Origin of the sequence: Saccharibacter floricola DSM 15669 (assembly GCF_000378165.1) — a bacterium.
Classification (GTDB): Bacteria; Pseudomonadota; Alphaproteobacteria; order Acetobacterales; family Acetobacteraceae; genus Saccharibacter; species Saccharibacter floricola.
Window position 1 is genome coordinate 34951 of the sequence record NZ_KB899345.1, and the last position, 17660, is coordinate 52610.

10 protein-coding genes and 1 pseudogene are annotated in these 17660 nt (G+C 47.2%); all 11 read right to left on the minus strand.

Annotated elements, in window-relative coordinates; all coding sequences use genetic code 11:
* Positions 1-4 precede the first annotated feature (4 nt).
* Complete coding sequence (locus tag F457_RS0110015; protein ID WP_018981006.1) at positions 5-562, minus strand: DsbA family protein; 558 nt, start codon at positions 560-562, stop codon at positions 5-7.
* 126 nt (positions 563-688) lie between these two features.
* The gene (locus F457_RS0110020; protein WP_018981007.1) at positions 689-1984 is read right to left on the minus strand and encodes a DEAD/DEAH box helicase; all 1296 of its coding nucleotides are present in this window, start codon (positions 1982-1984) and stop codon (positions 689-691) included.
* Between the two features lie 184 nt (positions 1985-2168).
* Positions 2169-2777 carry a nitroreductase family protein gene (locus F457_RS0110025; RefSeq protein WP_018981008.1) on the minus strand — a complete coding sequence of 203 codons (609 nt, stop codon included), beginning with the start codon at positions 2775-2777 and terminating at the stop codon, positions 2169-2171.
* A 126-nt stretch (positions 2778-2903) separates the two neighbouring features.
* Positions 2904-3506 carry a methionine biosynthesis protein MetW gene (gene metW / locus F457_RS0110030; RefSeq protein WP_018981009.1) on the minus strand — a complete coding sequence of 201 codons (603 nt, stop codon included), beginning with the start codon at positions 3504-3506 and terminating at the stop codon, positions 2904-2906.
* Positions 3496-4656 carry a homoserine O-acetyltransferase MetX gene (metX, locus tag F457_RS0110035; RefSeq protein ID WP_018981010.1) on the minus strand — a complete coding sequence of 387 codons (1161 nt, stop codon included), beginning with the start codon at positions 4654-4656 and terminating at the stop codon, positions 3496-3498. The genes metW and metX overlap by 11 nt, the downstream gene beginning before the upstream one ends.
* A gap of 77 nt (positions 4657-4733) precedes the next feature.
* Positions 4734-5180, minus strand: a complete 447-nt coding sequence (locus F457_RS0110040; RefSeq protein ID WP_018981011.1) for a hypothetical protein — start codon at positions 5178-5180, stop codon at positions 4734-4736.
* A gap of 453 nt (positions 5181-5633) precedes the next feature.
* Positions 5634-6322: pseudogene (locus F457_RS14240) on the minus strand (IS5 family transposase); the annotation flags it as partial.
* 226 nt (positions 6323-6548) lie between these two features.
* The gene (locus tag F457_RS0110055; protein ID WP_018981014.1) at positions 6549-9848 is read right to left on the minus strand and encodes a DUF499 domain-containing protein; all 3300 of its coding nucleotides are present in this window, start codon (positions 9846-9848) and stop codon (positions 6549-6551) included.
* A gap of 16 nt (positions 9849-9864) precedes the next feature.
* On the minus strand, positions 9865-12720 hold the full coding sequence (locus tag F457_RS0110060; RefSeq protein WP_040921079.1) for a DUF1156 domain-containing protein: 2856 nt from the start codon (positions 12718-12720) through the stop codon (positions 9865-9867).
* Positions 12721-12762: 42 nt separating this feature from the next.
* Positions 12763-16269, minus strand: coding sequence for a helicase-related protein (locus tag F457_RS0110065; protein WP_018981016.1), 3507 nt, complete (start codon positions 16267-16269; stop codon positions 12763-12765).
* 528 nt (positions 16270-16797) lie between these two features.
* Positions 16798-17247 (minus strand): site-specific integrase, encoded by a 450-nt coding sequence (locus F457_RS0110070; RefSeq protein ID WP_169584124.1) that lies wholly within the window; start codon positions 17245-17247, stop codon positions 16798-16800.
* Between the last annotated feature and the right edge of the window lie 413 nt (positions 17248-17660).

Sequence of the window (17660 nt, forward strand, 5' to 3'; positions counted from 1 at the left end):
CTCTTTATAAGGTGCAGTATTCCACCCATGCCTCAACATCGTCACCGCTACCGAAACGCTCGTCAATCAGGCCATTAAGCATGACGGTTGGAGATGTGTGAATACCATTTTGGCGCGCATAACGTGTCTGACGCTTCAACATCGCCGTGACACTCTCTTTTTCGAAGGAATCCGACAGTTTTAATCCCGCATAACCCTCAACTCGCTGACGAATTTCAGTAGGCGTGACGGCCATCAACGCTCCACGGCAATGGTCGATCGCGTCAAACTCATCACGGTGATCGGCCACAACATCAAGCACACGCCACGCATCCTCTCTCCCCTCAGAGCTCAAAGCTGCTGCCAGCGCTGTCCGCGCAATAAGACCCGAAAAGAGATGCCAAGGCTGCACGTGAAGATACACCCGAACCGTAATGGCCTCTTCTCCCATTAACGCTACAAAAGGCTTTATTTTTTTGAAGGCCTTATTGGAAAATGGGCATGTTGGATCGAGAAAGAACTCAACCTCTACTGGACCGTGCCCCCATGTTAGTGGCGTTCTTTGTGTTCTCTGATCCACCATTTTTTTCCCCCTAAAAAAAAGTCGCTCATTAATCTCGCACACGATCCAAACATTCGCAAAAAAAAGGCGGGGGAATGTTTTTCATTCGCCCCGCCTTCTCACCTGCGATGCACGCTCGCGGCATGATTATGAAGAACGCCGCATGCCACCACGGCGGGGCGCTCCACCACCGCTATTGTGACGACGAGCTCCACCACCACGCCCAGAAGACGGACGACGGGAAGAACGCCCACCACCGCGACCTCCACCTAAAACAGGCGGACGCTGCGTTGAGTTCTGCGCATCATTAGAATGATACGGATGATCCGTTATAACCGAAATATCCTTGTCGATACGTTTCTCAATATCACGCAGCCAAGCACGTTGCTCCGCATCACACAGCGAAATTGCCCAGCCTTCACGACCAGCACGCGCCGTACGACCAATACGGTGGACGTAAGCCTCCGGCACATTCGGAAGATCGTAATTGAAAACATGTGACACGTCGTCAACATCGATACCACGAGCTGCAATATCCGTAGCAACAAGCACGCGAATACTCCCATCACGGAAGCCACTCATCGCACGCTCTCGCGCCCCTTGTGACTTATTGCCATGAATCGCCGCTGCTGTAATGCCATGACGGTTGAGATATTCCGCCACTTTATTGGCTTCATGCTTCATCAACGTAAAGACAACGGCCCGCACAACACGCTCATTATCTACGAGCATCAACAGAGCGTCTTTCTTCTTCGCTGCATCCACGAACAACACGGCCTGACGGATACGATCAACCGTACTGGATTCTGGCGTCACTTGCTCAATGGCAGGATCATTTAACAACGAATGGGCCAGGTCACGGATTGAAGAAGGCATCGTTGCTGAAAATAAAAGCGTCTGACGTTCACTCGGCAATTTCGCGACAATACGACGGATATCATGCACAAAGCCCATATCCAGCATACGGTCGGCTTCATCCAACACAACAATTTCTGGTGTTGAAAGATCAATATGCCCCTGCCCAACAAGGTCTAAAAGACGCCCAGGCGCTGCAACCAGCACATCGACACCGCGCTTCATAGCGTCAACTTGGCGCCCCTGCCCAACACCACCGAACACAACGGCATATGAAAACTTCATATGGCGTGCATAAGCGGCAAAATTTGCACCAATTTGCGCGGCAAGTTCACGCGTTGGTGCCAAAATTAACGCCCGCATACCACGTGCAGGAGTGCGGCGAGGGTTCTCAAGAATATGCTGCAAAATCGGCAAGGCAAATGCCGCTGTTTTACCAGTTCCGGTCTGTGCCAGCCCTAATAAATCGCGCCCTTGCAACAGGTGCGGAATAGCGCCAGCCTGAATAGGCGTTGGGCTTTCATACCCCTCATCATTCAAGGCCTTTAAGATCGGTTCCGCCAGACCGAGAGCCGTAAAACTGCTCATGATTTCTCCTAAGAAACGGCGTTCACCAAGTACTGCCCAATGACATTATGGAAATGGGAGCTTGTTAGTCCTATATAGTAGGCTGGCCGTATGGTGAGAGCAAGGGTTTATTTTCTCCCTAGCTCTCTAAAATTTGCGTAAATCCCTCCAGATATCTCACAGGATATCCGGAAGCACTCACACTCTAAAAACGATCAAAACGCACAATCTCTTCTAAAGGAAGCATACCAGAGCGCGGTTTAGGCTCACTCGCTGCCTTACCAATCGCCACAAACATGATCAGCTCGTGATCTTCTGGCAGATTAATAATCTTCTTGACTTGCTCAAAGTCAAAACCATCCATCGCACAGCTATCAAGCCCGTAAGCTTGTGCGGTCATCATGAGCGCATATGCCGCCATACTTGCAGAACGGAATCCTTCATCACGCTGAACCTGCTCCCTACCTTCATAATAGTTCGGAATCATCTGATCAGCATAAAGTGCTTGTATCTCTTCAGGGGCATTCGCCCAGTAACGTCTGGGCTCTTTCTCCCATGCCTTAAGATCAGCGCACATCACAATTAATGCCGAACAGCTATTAATCTGAGGTTGGTTCCAAGCGACCTTTGTCAGCTTTTCCCGCTGCTCAGCATCACGCACCACAAGAAAACGGTAATTTTGGATATTAAACGCCGTTGGTGCATAGCGTGTTGTATCCAAAATCGCCGTTAAATCCTCCTGACTCAACGCATAATTAGGATCAAAATTTTTAAACGAACGGCGGTTTTTAATGGCCGCAAGAATATCCGTCATAATCTACGCTCCAGGTAACGTATTCATAAAAGAAAGCATGCTCTATCAGAGCGCTTTTCGATAGAGATGGGGACGTTACCTACGTATGTCATCCCTTTTTAAAAAAAAGAACTAAGGCACTCCTTTTTATATTTTTCGTCGCAGCAGGAAGAGCGCTTGCTCCCCACATAAATTGGCTAAACGCGGGGAATAATACCACGGAGCCCGCCGCCCTCGCTCATTAACGGTTGTCCAATGCTCAACGACATAGCCATCTTCTTCACATAAAGCGAAAAAATCTTTGATCGTACAGGGATGGATGTTGGGCGTCTCATGCCATGGCGTCGCCCAGACAGACGTCATCGGCATCCGCCCTGTGTAAAGAAGTTGCAGGCGCAAACGCCAATGACCAAAATTGGGAAAAGAGACAATCGCATGTTCACCAATCCGAAGCATCTGCCTCAACACTTCACGTGGACGCTCGACAGCCTGCAACGTGCGTTGCAACACAACGTAATCAAAACTATCATTGGGATAATGAATGAGATCGTGATCTGCATCCCCCTGTATAACAGGCAAGCCATGAGCGACAGAATGCGTCACAGCCTCCATACTAAGCTCAATTCCCTGTGCATCACAGGCTCGTGTACGGAAAAGATGGCCAATAAGACTGCCATCCCCACTGCCAACATCCAACACACGACTGCAAGGTGCGATCATGTCCGCGATAACCTGTTGATCAACGCGCATGTGCAATCCCCCCTTGCGTTAGCCCCGCGTGCTCAGCGGCCCCGTTCAGAAAACCACGCATCGTGCGGTCAAAGTCTGGTTCCTCAAGAAGGAACGCATCATGTCCACGGTCACTTTCGATCTCCACAAAAGACACATTGACTCCAGAACGGTTGAGAGCCCTTACAAGATGGCGTGATTGAGACGTTGGAAAAAGCCAATCAGAACTGAAAGAGATCACACAAAAACGTGTCGGCGACCCCTTAAACGGAATAGTAAGATCACCGTCATACTCTGCCGCAAGGTCAAAATAATCCATCGCACGCGTTATGCTGAGATAAGCGTTTGCATCAAAGCGTTTTACAAAAGTCGAGCCTTGATGGCGCAAATAACTTTCCACTTCGAACATATCGCCAAAGAAAACCGACGGCATATTACCTATCGCTGAAGGTTGGGACGCATTACGCACACGCCGCCCGAATTTCCGCGTTAAAGCTTCTTCAGACAAATACGTAATATGCGCCATCATCCGCGCAACTCCGAGCCCACGGGCTGGAATCGTATCAAATTGACGGTAATTCCCATCATGCCAGTCAGGATCAGCAAAAATAGCCTGACGACTCACTTCATTAAACGCAATATTTTGTGCTGACTGGAAGGCCGATGTCGCAATAGGTATCGCGGCAAACACACGATCTGGATAATCTGATGCCCAGGTCAACACTTGCATGCCACCCATTGACGCCCCAATCACTGAAAAAAGCCGACCGATCCCTAAATGATCCATCAACTTTACCTGAGCCGCCACGATGTCATGCATCGTAATAATCGGGAAATCCCTTCCCCATAGCTCATCGCTATCGGGTTTATGTGAAAGTGGGCCCGTGGAACCCATACACCCACCCAGTACATTTGGGCAGATCACAAAGAAACGATCCGTATCAATCGGCAAGCCCGGCCCAACCATACGCGCCCACCAGCCCGGCTTTCCGGTAAAGGGGTGTGTATCTGCTACATATTGATCCCCGGTCAAAGCATGACAAATCAAAATGGCATTATCACGCGCCGGAGAAAGTGTGCCATAGGTCTGATAAGCAATATCAAGCGGTGCTACACGCTCTCCGCATTGAAGGTCTAACCCCTCTTGAAGGGAAATTTTTTGATAAACCAATGCGTCTCCTCGTTCTCACGGCATGCGATGGACTAGGACAGGCATCCTAAGACGGAGAGCGAGGAGCGCAAGAGAAATCATTCTGCAGCCTGCATCATTGGCGGATAATTATCTTGTGTCATCCCCATATGCGAGACACCCCGCACCGAAGACGCCTTACGAACAGGTTGAGGTAACCAATACCCATAAGCTGCCAGTGTCATACTTAACTGCATCAATGCTTTCCTGAGCTCTGAAACGATACCCTCTTCATGGGAAAGAATCTGCATCTCTGCCATCACCTGTAACAAATGCTGCTCAGTTGACGAAACATCCAAAGAGCACGTTGTATGAACCGTATGGAGAAAGAATGCGTGAAAACGCTGATGAAGTGAATAAGCTTCTTTCCCCAGCAATCCCGTAAGAGACATTCCCCCTCTTTGGTGATGAGGCCCTAGGAGCTTTCTAAGCGACCATAAAGCAATTTTCTCTTCATGCTTTAACATATCAAGAGGACGACCACGCCCTGAAAAACCCACCATCATAGCTGCTTTCCCTACTGTGCATTGCGACTAAGGAAAGACTAGATGAGAATTCTTCTCATTTTCAAATAGAAGATACCCCATCTAACAGCAGTAGATATAAGCTGCTCTAAAAAGGGGCAGGAAACTGCGCCTTAAAATAGGAGATAGCCTGCCTTCCTTACAAAAAATCTAGATATAGTGCTACCAACCTCAGAAAAACCACTAGGTGCTGATTCTTGTAGGTCATCTAAGTAAGAGCTCTGTAGGGAAGACAAGCAGGAAAACGAAAGAGTCTCTCATGCACATCTTCTCCCACCCGCATGTTCAAACCAGTCCAGAATCGCTTCTCTTTTGAAGAAGTGACTCTCAATGATCATACCTCAGGACGTGTTAAGTCTTGATACGATCGCTGTAGCAGCGATGAGCAAGAAAGGACGATACGGTTTTTCCATATTGTATCGCGACAGCTCGTCATTCCTTGAGCTTTGCCCATAGCTTTTCAATCAGATGGCGATGCCTGTAAGCCCATTTTGGACAACTGACGTCAGGATCGTTTCGCCGTGTTGGACTAACAGGACGGGTTCCATGGTTCCAGATAGCGTCACGGAACTTCTGGGAGGTATAGCCACGGTTGCAGACAACATAACCCGGTCGGTAAGGCAGATTATCAAGAAGAATATAGGCAGATGGCACCTCATGTGCTTGCCCGGGCGTAAGTGCGAAAGACAACGATTTCCCATGTCCGTCAGCTACGCCGCAGAGCTTGGTACCAAATCCTCCATGTGAGCGGCCAAGAACTTCACGGTTTCTCTGGCTTCTTGTGTATCCCCTTTTTTGGCCGCCCCGGCGGCCTTATGATGAGCGCGAATGATCGTACCATCAAGGAAGACCATGCCCAAGGCCGGATCTTTGCGACTGACCCTGTCGAAAAGACGTTGCCAAACACCAAGTTTCGACCACCGAATAAACAATTGCGCAGCAATCCACCAAAGGCCGAACTCAGAGGGTAAGGCACGCCATTTCGCACCGTTCTGATGCCGCCAGAAAATCGCAGAAATCGTCCGTCGAAGGTTCTTAGGCGGCGTCTTTCCCTTTGGGCGGACCTCCTCAATAAGAGGCTCCCAGAGGAACCAACTTTGATCAGAAAAAACGGACTCACTCATACTTATGAAAGACAGACAGGAAGCCTGCCCGTCTTTCAAGACCTGACAGAGCCTACTCCAAGAATTCCTAAAATAAGCATCTTATTCATATAGAGACACTACTTAATAAGTAATAATATTTAAGGAATTCACACAAAACTCTTATCCTCTTGAATGAAATTATCTACTATTCTATATTTCAAATAAGGAAAAGGAAATTTTTATAGCTCACTTTGAGACAACATATCTATTCGATGTTTTTTGTACTAAAGTTCAATGTTTTTGCATTCTCAATTAAAGTCCTTATTTTATCATCTTCTAAACCTTCCGGTATATTGGCACAAATGTCCAACTCTAACTTTATATCCGCACCTGGTATCTGTTTTAGCTGTTCAATAATCCCCTCAACGACCTTCCCAAAAACCTTACTTGGACGCTCAGCAGGCAATGATACCGTTCCAATAAAACGTGTTGGCACAACCGGGGCGGGAGATACATCGGACGATTGCGCAGGCGCAAAAACTGAGGTCCCTCTTCCACTATCTCTAGCTGGAAGAGATGCAACTGATGCGGCAAGCATATCATCCTGCTGTTCCTGTGCAATATCAGAGCGCACAAGAAGGCTTTTTTTATCAATTACGATCGGAGCATCCATGTGACCAGAAACAAACAATCCATTATAATGTCTTGCATGGTCATCATAATAAGCAGCGTAAGCGAAAGGCCCTGCGGTTAGACCTGAAACAGCCTTTTTGATGACCTCCTGCAAAACAGCTAGAGACTGCATCCTCGGTAGATATAAATATCGATTAAAATTTTCCCATACATCCCGCGTATGCAGATATGTTTTTTCCTTCCAAATATATTCTTTTAACTCCCGATTGAAGCGCTCCGGCCCAATATCAGTAAATAGACCTTCTTCACCGACAAGATATTTCCGAACTTTATTCAACACATCATCTGCTACCGCCAACTTCTTGCATGTCCAGTCCGGATCCATTTCAGGCTTTTCCTGCCGAACAAATAACAAACAACACCAGCACTCTTTTAGGCGACTTTTAAGGCTTTCTTCGCTTTGTTTCAATTTAGTTATGGTAAACCTTATATCACTTTCCTTAAGGTTTAACCCGTTTTCTCCGCGATTATCGTATATTGATTCCCAAGCCATTTTTTGGCGCATAGCCACCGTGACTGTCTCCAGCGCCCGTTTTTCAGGAGCCAAAAAGACCAGCGTATTACGATAAACACGCGGACTATTACCTCGTTGAACAAGAATATCTTTTACTTCTATTTCAGTCTCGTCGCGCTCATTCCACCGTCCTGTAGAAGGATATTCTGCTCCTAGAAAAACAATCCGCGTACCATCACACTCATCTGGAACCTCTTTGGAGGAAGAAGGTGCAGCATGAATCCCGGCAAACAACCCGCGATCTAGGCTGCTTGTATATTTCCTTAGAGATTCATCAATATTTCTTAATACAGTGGCCTCCTCAAAGTGCTTAGCACGATCATCTGCTTCCCGATTAAGGCTAGCAGACATAGAATACCAGTAACGCCCACCTTCGCTATGAAGAAAGCGCGCCTCGCTAGCGAGGCGCCGTAGTGCATCACTAAAGATAGCTACTTTCTCTCCCGGCTGAACCACACCTAAATGAATAGAGCGAACATCTATTCCATTATTTTGAGACTGACTTAACGGTGCTGTCTCCATAAAAATGGTTCGCGCGACACGACGAGCTGCAGAATAGCGCCCCAGATTATCTAAGCTTTTATCTATTCGATACGGAATCGCCTGTGTCCCATCCACATCCCCGGCAATAATAGACTGCCATGTCTGGTCTAAATAGTGCAGCAACTCTGGCTCTACCCGAGTAGAGCCCACAGCTACACTGCCAGGCATAATCATGACCGACTTATCCGACTGCATCCATTGCTCATGCACGACCTGAGCCATGAAACGCAGCACCCCGCGCGTCCGTTGAAACTTCTCTAACGATCCCCAACTTTCATAAAGTTGATCGAATAGTTTGGGGTGAATGGGGTAAGCTAAAGATAACTTCCTGCGCTGCTCTTCTCCTTCCCAGCCAACGGGGAAATCCTCCGAATTCTCTCTATATAGCTTACTAAACTGCTTGACTGTATTGTCTAAGTATCGCTGATTATCTGCTGATATCTGTTTAAAAAGACGCCGACGAACAATCTCATAACTTTCCTCTTGATTGGCCGGTTGCCAAGATGTCTGCACACGGCTGAAAGTCTGCTTTAATCTATCTAGCGCCTCTGCCCCTCCGGTGCCACCAACTTCTATCTGAGACGCAGGGAGAGAAGCCACCAACACTGTACGGGGGCTAGTTTTAACGGCTTCTGTTAGCGACTGCGCAAAAGAAAGATTAGAATCAAAAGAGCCTGCGGGCAGCCCCATGACCTTATAAATCTGCCGCAAATAGGCGACCCATTCATCAATAAGGATCAGACAAGGTGCACAATGGCGGAACAAATCCCTTAGTTGGTTAGAACCAGGGGCGGTACCATTAATATCATTCTCCGCTACCATGGCATACCCTTCTGCACCTCCAAGCTGCCAGGCCATATATCCCCATAAGGTATGTATCTCAGGCCCGTTTGCAACAGAAATACAACTACCAGGGCTATGAGCGGTCCCCACCAGGATGGCACGATTAATACCAACCGGTAGGGTAAGGTTTTCATCCCCTAAAAGCTGATCCACCCCCAATAAGTCCTGTGGTAGAATGCTGCCTGTCATATGGTATAGTGCCAGCATTGAGTGTGTCTTGCCGCCACCAAAATTGGTTTGCAGCTCTACCACCGGGTCACCACCTTTATCACTTAGCCTTTTTGCGGCCCCCAGCAAGAGCCTTTTCAAACCGGTAGTTAGGTAAGTCCTACTAAAAAACTCCTTCGCGTCTCTATATTCCGGTGCCGTATCATGTGAAGAGACAGTTGCCAGGTCAGCTGCAAACTCAGATTGTTGGAAACTTCCCTTTGCAACATCATCATGTGGAGTAACTACCTCTCTCCATGGCAACAACCCGGGCATCACATCTACTGCGATATCCGTTTTTTGTACTTTTCGACGCTCCTCGTTACGCTGCTCTTCACGCCACTTTGTCTGCAGAATCGTCTTACGCATAGCTTTCAAACTAGCAGCTATCTCCCCCTCATTTATAGCATCCATAAGGCGATACATTGTATCAAGGGATCGTTCGGCATCATCATAAGTAAAGGGTTCATTATGAGCCACTTTATTTCTTATAACGACCAACTCATTCACCCAAGAGCGAGCCTCTCTCCCCAAAGCATCATCAAATGCCTCCCGCCAGTAACGGTTCATGGTATTCAATAGCGCTTGTTGATCCCAGTTTACCTGGCCAGAACTATTAGCCTGTATAGCTCTATTTTCTTCAAAAACTCTCACCTGCCAATGGCCCTTCAGGCCATGATTTAACCGCCGCTCTACAAAAGGAATCAGAGCTTCTGGCAGTCGTTCCATCCCTTCAAACACACATGTGCGTGCGCTTTTTGCCATTATCCTATTCCTTTTCTTAGATATTTAACGAGCCCTGCCCATTACGAGCGACGGAGGTTTGAGATGATATATTATCTTCATTTTGTCGTGCAGCAGATTCTGTCAAAGTGCCCCAATCCTGTATCAAGGCATTGTAAGAAGTTGCCTGAGCGGGCTCCTGCCGTTTAGTAGCGCAAATTTCATACAGGCAATAAGCTAGATCCTTCACAGCCTCAGCATGCTGCCTCATTTGCCTAAACAGATAAGTCGTTGCCGGAGAGACACCCTCAGCCTCATATTGACGGATGAGATAATGCAAACATTCCCAGATCGTCAGATGGTCATCGCGATCTGGCGACCAATCTTCCTCCAGCTCATTCCGAGGCAGAATGCGAACTTTCCCTGCGCGGCTCTCTATAATTCCAGCATGCTTTACGCCATCAACCGAAAGTCCCTTGGCCATAGCAATATTATTAGCCATGCCATAATCGCCGGATTGAAAGCCATATTGCTCAAACCACGTCAGAGCAAAACGTGTTTCGGCATCAAAATCACCTTCTACTCCCCCCAGATAGTCATCCAACTCCCGATTAATAAGCTGCAAAGCAGTCCGAACACTCATTGAAGTATCATCAGCTTCCAACACTTTTTTGTATTGAGAGAAGATAGCTATGCCCGGCCCGATAGCCGACTGTGGCATGTCGGCTGGGGCAATATTAGCCTTTTGCAAAGTTTCCAGCTCCCTCGGGAGGTGCCTCTTAAGGGCTTGTAGAAACACCCCACGCGTTACCGTCTCTGCCGTAAGGCGCCGCTTACGGCAAACCAGCACAACCGAACTGGCAAGAGCATTAGTGCCTGAAGCAATCATCCGATTAGCCATTTCTGTACGAACAGGCCACGTACCAACAATAGCATACCCTGCTTGCATTACCGCTTGCAGGAAGGTTGCCCACCCTGTGGAGGAAATGCCCTCTGTCTTTATCTCACTCTGTTTAAACGCATAATAAATTGTGGTTGGATATGTGTTATCAATCTGCCCTGCCATATTGGCAATCGCCTGCTCCATTCCTTGCATAAAGAAATCAGCTGCTGCTTCTTTTCCCCCATGCCGGTATGGGGCCGCAATCAGTTCCTCTGTCTTGGGGACAGACAAAAAACTAAAAATTTGCGGGTAAATCTCTTTAAGAAGCGGCTTTAGCCAAACAAAGAAAAAATCAGACAGATCAGCATAGCCGATATTATCATAATAAGGTGGATCAGTCGAAATAACAGCGCCGGCGGGATACGTCACGCTTTGGGCGTCATGCTGTATTTCACAACCGGAAGAAGCTGTTACGAAATTGGCGACCGTTTTCCAGACCCAATTGACCATAGCCATCCAATTACCTGATGATGAGGAAAAAGGATTAGCCTCAGCGTAGTCCCATGTCATCGGGATGGCCTGCCGCCCAAAGGTATTTCTTATCCCATCACGAGAACTATCCCACGTACAGATAGACGACCAATAATCACTACATTTATCAATCGCAAAGCCAAGATAAACACTCACAGCCTCAGCATAAGCCCGCGCACCTGCACCATTTTCCCGCAGAGGTATCCCATCATCCGTCACCCCCGCACCCAGCGCATCCCGCTCGATCTCGTCCCGTATCTCCGCTACTATTTCACTAAAGGTTCCCAATGCCACAAGCTGCCGGTTGGTAAAAAGAGAACCAAACGTGGTTAAGCCGTAAGATACTGTCCAAAATGCTCTTTTTTCATCCGGCAGTTCCGTATCCGGTTTTTCATTAATTATAGCCTGTTTAGCTGCTTGTATCTGCACACGATCAGACGCCAGATAAATTCGTTCCCGCTCTCCTTCTGCAACAATCGCCATCAATGTCGCACCCAACCTTCCTGCCTTCCCCTCCTCCTTAACATACGTAGGTTGGATGGTAGCTCCTGACATAAGACAGATAAAATTTGCTCCTCTCCCCGCTTTTGTCCCCTCCTTCGCACGGGATATTTCCTCTTTCGTGCCCCCATGGCGGACATGATAGGCAATGGTATGGGCTTTCCTATCTACCACTGGCTTCAACCACACTTCCTTCCCTGCCTTAGCACTAAGAAGAAAACTAGACACCAGGGGCACAGAAACATTGGCAAAAGCTGGGTCGGGGCTAGGAACCGTCCGTGCCCAAATCCACGCGATGACCGTTGCTTTTCCATCCCCATCATTACCAGGCTGACTACTGGGCACGTCAATCTCGGGATAAAAAGAACCGATCCGCTCCCACGCCTTGCTTCGCACACGCTCCCCGTAATAACGAATATCTTCAGCTAGTCCCTCGGCATTACGATAGCCAGAACGCGACTGCTCTCCTTCACGCAAGGGATGGATAGGAGGTTGATCTGCAAAACGCGGAGGAATCTCGATAGACGCCTTGCCAATCATCACAGCAATGGGGTTCAGATCTGAACCATAAGCGGGCAAACCAAGCCTTTGAGCTTCCAAAGGGATGGAGCAACCACCTGAGAATGGATCATAAACAGGCGGCAACGCACCTCCGCAGCTTTTTCTTATCTCCGCTCGCGCTTCCTCCAGAACATTTTTACTAGTGGAATTTTCCCACGTAACCAATTTTTCTATAAGGTCGAACAAGCGGCTACGTTCTGCCTCCTGTGCCTGCATGGTTGGAAATTGGTCAGGGTGGCTGGAGGGATCATCCACTAGCTGCGCAAACAAGATAGCCCTACACGCGGCCAATGGCCGCCGCGCCCACCAGAGATGAAGTGTAGAAGGATGCCCGTGCCGCAATGATTTTTCACGTATAGATGCTTTATTGATGGCTTCCAAAGGAAGAGCCACCTCAATAAGTTTTTTCTTATGCGTTAATGCGATGTTTTTTGTCATCGTGACGTCAAACCCCACGTTACATAGATGTTAATGTGATACTCATGATGGCTCTATAGCTCTTTCTAGAATTTTTTTTAAGTTAAAACTCACAGACACCTCAGCAAACCCAGGCTCCCTATTTAATACCGCTCCGTAACGATAGAGTGGTGTTTTAGGCTTACCGTTGTCTTTTATAAACACGAGCGCAAGAATGAATCTTTCTCCTACATTTAATGAAGCCATCAACTCCTCACGCGTAAGAGTGACTGTATCGGCCCCCTCAATACGCCCTTTTACTTCGATACACCTTAATACTTTTTCTGGAGTTTCAGAAAGGATATCATAACCTAGGTTACGCTCAGCTGAAACATCCTTTGGCGAGTTTCCTAACTTACGCTCAGCCTCCATTACAGCTTCCATCGCAGCCACTTCGACACATCGCCGGGCCTCTGCGTCCGCCGAAGTCTCTGCACTCAGACATTTTCCGCGTAAATATCCCTTAGGTATAACGAGCATCCCACCACAAACTTTAGGCGAAAGAGCTTGGATCGACCGTTCTTTCTCCAACTGTTTTAAACGGCACTCTAATCGTTCCGCAAGCTCTTCAGCTCTACGACGGGCGTTTTGGACGTTCATCCGCTTTTCTTGGCCGCGACGCTCATCTTCTCCTATCGTGAGAGCACGACAATCCCAATAATTAATCTCATGTTCTAAGCGTGCTTTTACCTCACGTTCTGTTTTTTCAAGCTCAGGAAGGCGGCGACTTTTCACGTTATCTACATGTCTGCGACTCACTTCAGCAATTGCATAGTCTAACACTTTCTGTTCAAGGTCTTGTCCATTCCATCTTGTGTTACTACCATCCTCTATCGAAGCAATTTCCTCTGCCGTAGCAGGACGAAGGTTGAGATGCGGTGCATGTCCTGCATCGTGTATGCTACCATCCGATGCTACACTTACGAATTGCAATTGGCGTGAGATTATATTTGGTTGGTTATGTCGCCCCGACACACCATCCTTCACAGCCCCCTCTAATAAATATAAAACTGATACGGCAGTCGCATCATCACTTTCATCCACCATCACAGCCCCTTGCTTTAACAGGGTTCCATACTGCTCACGGATAAGACTGGTTACCGCTTCCATTAAAGGATGGCCGGGATAGATAAAGGTAGCTACGGGCTGACGATTGATGAGAGATTTATCAAAGCAAATACGCTCATAGCGCATTTGCACCATCTCTCCTTTTCCCATCTGCCGATCTTGCTCTCTTATCTTGCTGGGCACACGCGTAATCTCCCAGCGCCCCTCTTCCTTTAATTTAATCCTTCCACCTAATTGTTTAAAAGCCTCCAAAAAGTAACTTTCTACATGGTGAGGCTGAAGGCGCCGCACCTCTGCCCGCTCCATTTCTTCGCGGATTTCGGTTACTATCCCAGTGGACATGGTATCTTCTGTCAGAGCACGCCTTTTCAACAGATCCAATAACGTGCTTTGGTCTACGGCCTTATCTACAATGCGAAAGAGTTGATCGCGTCTCTCTTCTCCATACTTAATCGCCTCACACAGTAAATCTTTAAGCGAAGTGCCTTCAAACAACTCTCCCAACACATCGTAAACCCGATCATTTAACTCCAACCGGGCCGCCTCCAATTTTTCCAAAAGACGTGCGTAAACAGCGCCTTCTCGTGTTTCAGAAGCGACTAGATTCCACAAATGACACACTTCTGTCTGACCAATACGATGAATACGCCCAAAACGCTGTTCGATCTTATTCGGGTTCCAAGGGAGATCATAATTTACCATCAAATGACCGCGCTGTAAGTTGACCCCCTCTCCAGCCGCATCATTAGCGATAAGAAAACGTAACTGCTTATCCTGCATAAAACGCTCAACAACTTTGCGTCGCTCTTCACGCGTTACACCACCATGGATAACTGCCACAGCTTCAACTCGCCCCACGTACGATTTAATCCGCTTCCATAAGTAAAAAAGAGTATCTTTAGCCTCTGTGAACACAATAAGTTTACGATAATTACCCTCTTCATCCCTCATGAGAGGGTCATCAAGAATACGCTGAAGCTCAACCCATTTCTTATCCTCTCCAGAATCTACAAGACATTGAGCTCTAGCCTCTAGCATTTTTAACGTCTCAACTTCTTTTTCTAACTCTTCAAGAGTTTCAGACGATGTCGCTCCTGTTGATATAGTATCTTCAATTTTATCAATATCACCCTGTGTATATTCCTCACTATCCTCAAAATAATCATGACTATTCAGCGAGACAGAATGACCAACAATAGCAGTCTCCTGACGCTTAGAGCGTAGCTGTGCCTCACCCAGTTCTTCCTCCAACCTATTACGACGACGCTTCAAAGACTGATAGATAGCAGACGGCGATGAAGCTAATCTCCGCTGAAGAATCTGCAAGGCAAAGCCAACATTGTTACGTTTCTTGCCACCCTCTTTCTTACTTGCAAAACGCTCTACGCGATTCATCTCATCACGCACATAATTCGATACTGCTGTATATAATTCTGCTTCATCTTTTGAGAGATGATAACTTACTGTGCGTGCTCGCCTCTCCGGGAAAAGTGGCCTACCATCGAACCGTAAAAGCTCCTCTTTAGTAAGCCTTCGCATCATATCCTGCGAATCAATTGAATGATCCCCATCCCGAAAGCGCCCCTCAAAGCGGTCACTATCGAGCAAAGCCATAAAAAGCTGAAAATCTTCGGGCTTGCCATTATGCGGTGTTGCAGACATTAAAAGAAAATTTCGACACTTTTTCCCCAATGTCTGACCAAGCGTATAACGCTTTGTGCGCCTAATCTCTCCCCCAAAATAACTCGCAGACATACGATGGGCTTCATCACAGATGATAAGGTCCCAATCCTTTGCTTGTTGAAATTTTTGTTGTAAATCATCATTACGTGCCAGCATATCTAGCCTGACAATTAAATGATGATGATTCTCAAATGGATTTCCTATGCGAGAGGCTTCTGTCATTTCTCGTGAAAAAATAGTAAATTCAAGACCAAATTTCTGCCCAAGCTCATCCTGCCATTGCTCAACCAAACTGCCTGGAGCTACAATCATGCAACGTTCAAGATCACTCCGCGCTTTTAACTCTTTTGCAAACAAACCTGCCATAATCGTCTTCCCTGCACCAGGGTCATCTGCTAGCAAGAAACGTAAAGGTTGCCGTGGCAACATCACCTTATAAACCGCAGATATTTGATGCGGCAATGGATCAATTAAACTTGTATGAATCGCTAAATACGGATCAAAAAAACAGGCAAGACGCATTCTATACGCTTCAATAACAAGTCGTAACAATGCCCCATCACCAGAAAAACTCCAGCTTTTTCCACTTTCTTCTAGCTGTAATTCGGATTCATTATCTCGGAATAATATCGTCTCTCCGAGTATATTGTCATCAGACTTATGAGTAACCTCCACACATGTATTACCAATCCAGCGCGTAGCAATCACTGTCACTATATGGGAAGATAAAATACCCTTTACACGCGCGCCATTCTTTAAATTTTCTAATGTCATTGCCATATGATATTGTCCTCATCCCTTACATATATTTTTATATCCCTACACATAGAATCATAATGCACGCAACCATCTTTACGCCAATGCATTCCCAGAAACAGGGTCACGCATTTCATTCTGTGGGAAACCATTCTCAAATTAGGATGGGTCTAAAAATATACGAATCTGTAAACGTGCGCTTAAGCAGGCTCGACGTGAGAGAGGCTTGTTGAGCTGTTGTTTAAGAGCTTTCAGCCTCTGGTCATGAGGCATCTCGTGTGTGTGGGCTGCCTCTAATAGCTCATCGTTTGGGGCGTCATTCCGCCTTCCTCTTCCCTCTAACCTTCGTCGGTGACCAAGCTTCTCCCCAAGAGCCTCACTATGGAAACACGCTGGGTTCTGTGCTGTTCTCAGCATGAGAAAGCTCTAAGCCAATCCCCGACGCAGACAGCATTTGTCGAAAATGATGCCGGAAGGAGTAGCCAATGAAGAGGTGCGTTGTTTTCCCTATGATGATTCACCATAAATCAGAGGCAAACCTCTTTCCTTTTGCTAAGCAGCATAGTCACAAAATCCTAAGGCTTCTAATTCATCAATCACAGGAATAAGATGTGACCCATTAGCTGTCTTGGTTCCAACTTTACGCAGATCAATGCAAGGATCCTGACCAATCATCACAAGCTCAGAAGGCGCTGATAAGATTTCCCCGCCACGCGCTCCTGTCATCGCCAAGAGAACCGCCAAACACCAACAATCATCACGATGATGCTTCATGATCTGCTGCTTTAAGAAAAACTGCTGCAACTCTTCTTTTGTAACAGGACGCCGCTTTATCTCACCATGAAGCTCATCGCGGGATGCACGCCGAGAAGACTTTAGAAACCCTAAATCATCTGCCATTTCGTCAGAGCGCTGCTTTACCTCGTTCAACCAGAGCTGTGCATCTTGTGGATTAGACGGATCAGGGAGTTTAACAGGTTCGGGAGGCTTCCCTATTTTCATGAAGGAGCGCATGCCCGATAATTTTTCTGCTTGGCGCATATTTTAACGGAGAAGCTCCTCCACTCCCGGATGAGAGAAGAATGCTATAATCCGAGTGACCTTGTGCCTGACATCTTCTATTGATCATGGAATGTTGCCAAGACAGGAGCCATTCTCTGACGCGCAAGTATAATGTCAGAAGTTTTAAGAGAGACGACGATTTCCTTGCCTAAACGTTTCTACTATTCGTGTGAGCTACGGACACGGAGATAGAGACGATTGGGCTGTCGGCTCACGTCAGGAGTATTGCGCTGCAGAGAGACGCAGCTAGTCTCTGAAGTGATTAGAGAGATGTAATTTTATGGGGTATTGGATGCGGGGGTAGGATTTGAACCTACGACCTTCAGGTTATGAGCCTGACGAGCTACCGGGCT

Excerpts from the sequence above, each read along its gene's own strand:
- F457_RS0110015 (WP_018981006.1), bottom strand. The coding sequence starts at position 562 with ATGGTGGATCAGAGAACACAAAGAACGCCACTAACATGGGGGCACGGT.
- F457_RS0110020 (WP_018981007.1), bottom strand. The coding sequence starts at position 1,984 with ATGAGCAGTTTTACGGCTCTCGGTCTGGCGGAACCGATCTTAAAGGCC.
- F457_RS0110025 (WP_018981008.1), bottom strand. The coding sequence starts at position 2,777 with ATGACGGATATTCTTGCGGCCATTAAAAACCGCCGTTCGTTTAAAAAT.
- metW (WP_018981009.1), bottom strand. The coding sequence starts at position 3,506 with ATGCGCGTTGATCAACAGGTTATCGCGGACATGATCGCACCTTGCAGT.
- F457_RS0110040 (WP_018981011.1), bottom strand. The coding sequence starts at position 5,180 with ATGATGGTGGGTTTTTCAGGGCGTGGTCGTCCTCTTGATATGTTAAAG.
- F457_RS0110055 (WP_018981014.1), bottom strand. The coding sequence starts at position 9,848 with ATGGCAAAAAGCGCACGCACATGTGTGTTTGAAGGGATGGAACGACTG.
- F457_RS0110060 (WP_040921079.1), bottom strand. The coding sequence starts at position 12,720 with ATGACAAAAAACATCGCATTAACGCATAAGAAAAAACTTATTGAGGTG.
- F457_RS0110065 (WP_018981016.1), bottom strand. The coding sequence starts at position 16,269 with ATGGCAATGACATTAGAAAATTTAAAGAATGGCGCGCGTGTAAAGGGT.
- F457_RS0110070 (WP_169584124.1), bottom strand. The coding sequence starts at position 17,247 with ATGAAAATAGGGAAGCCTCCCGAACCTGTTAAACTCCCTGATCCGTCT.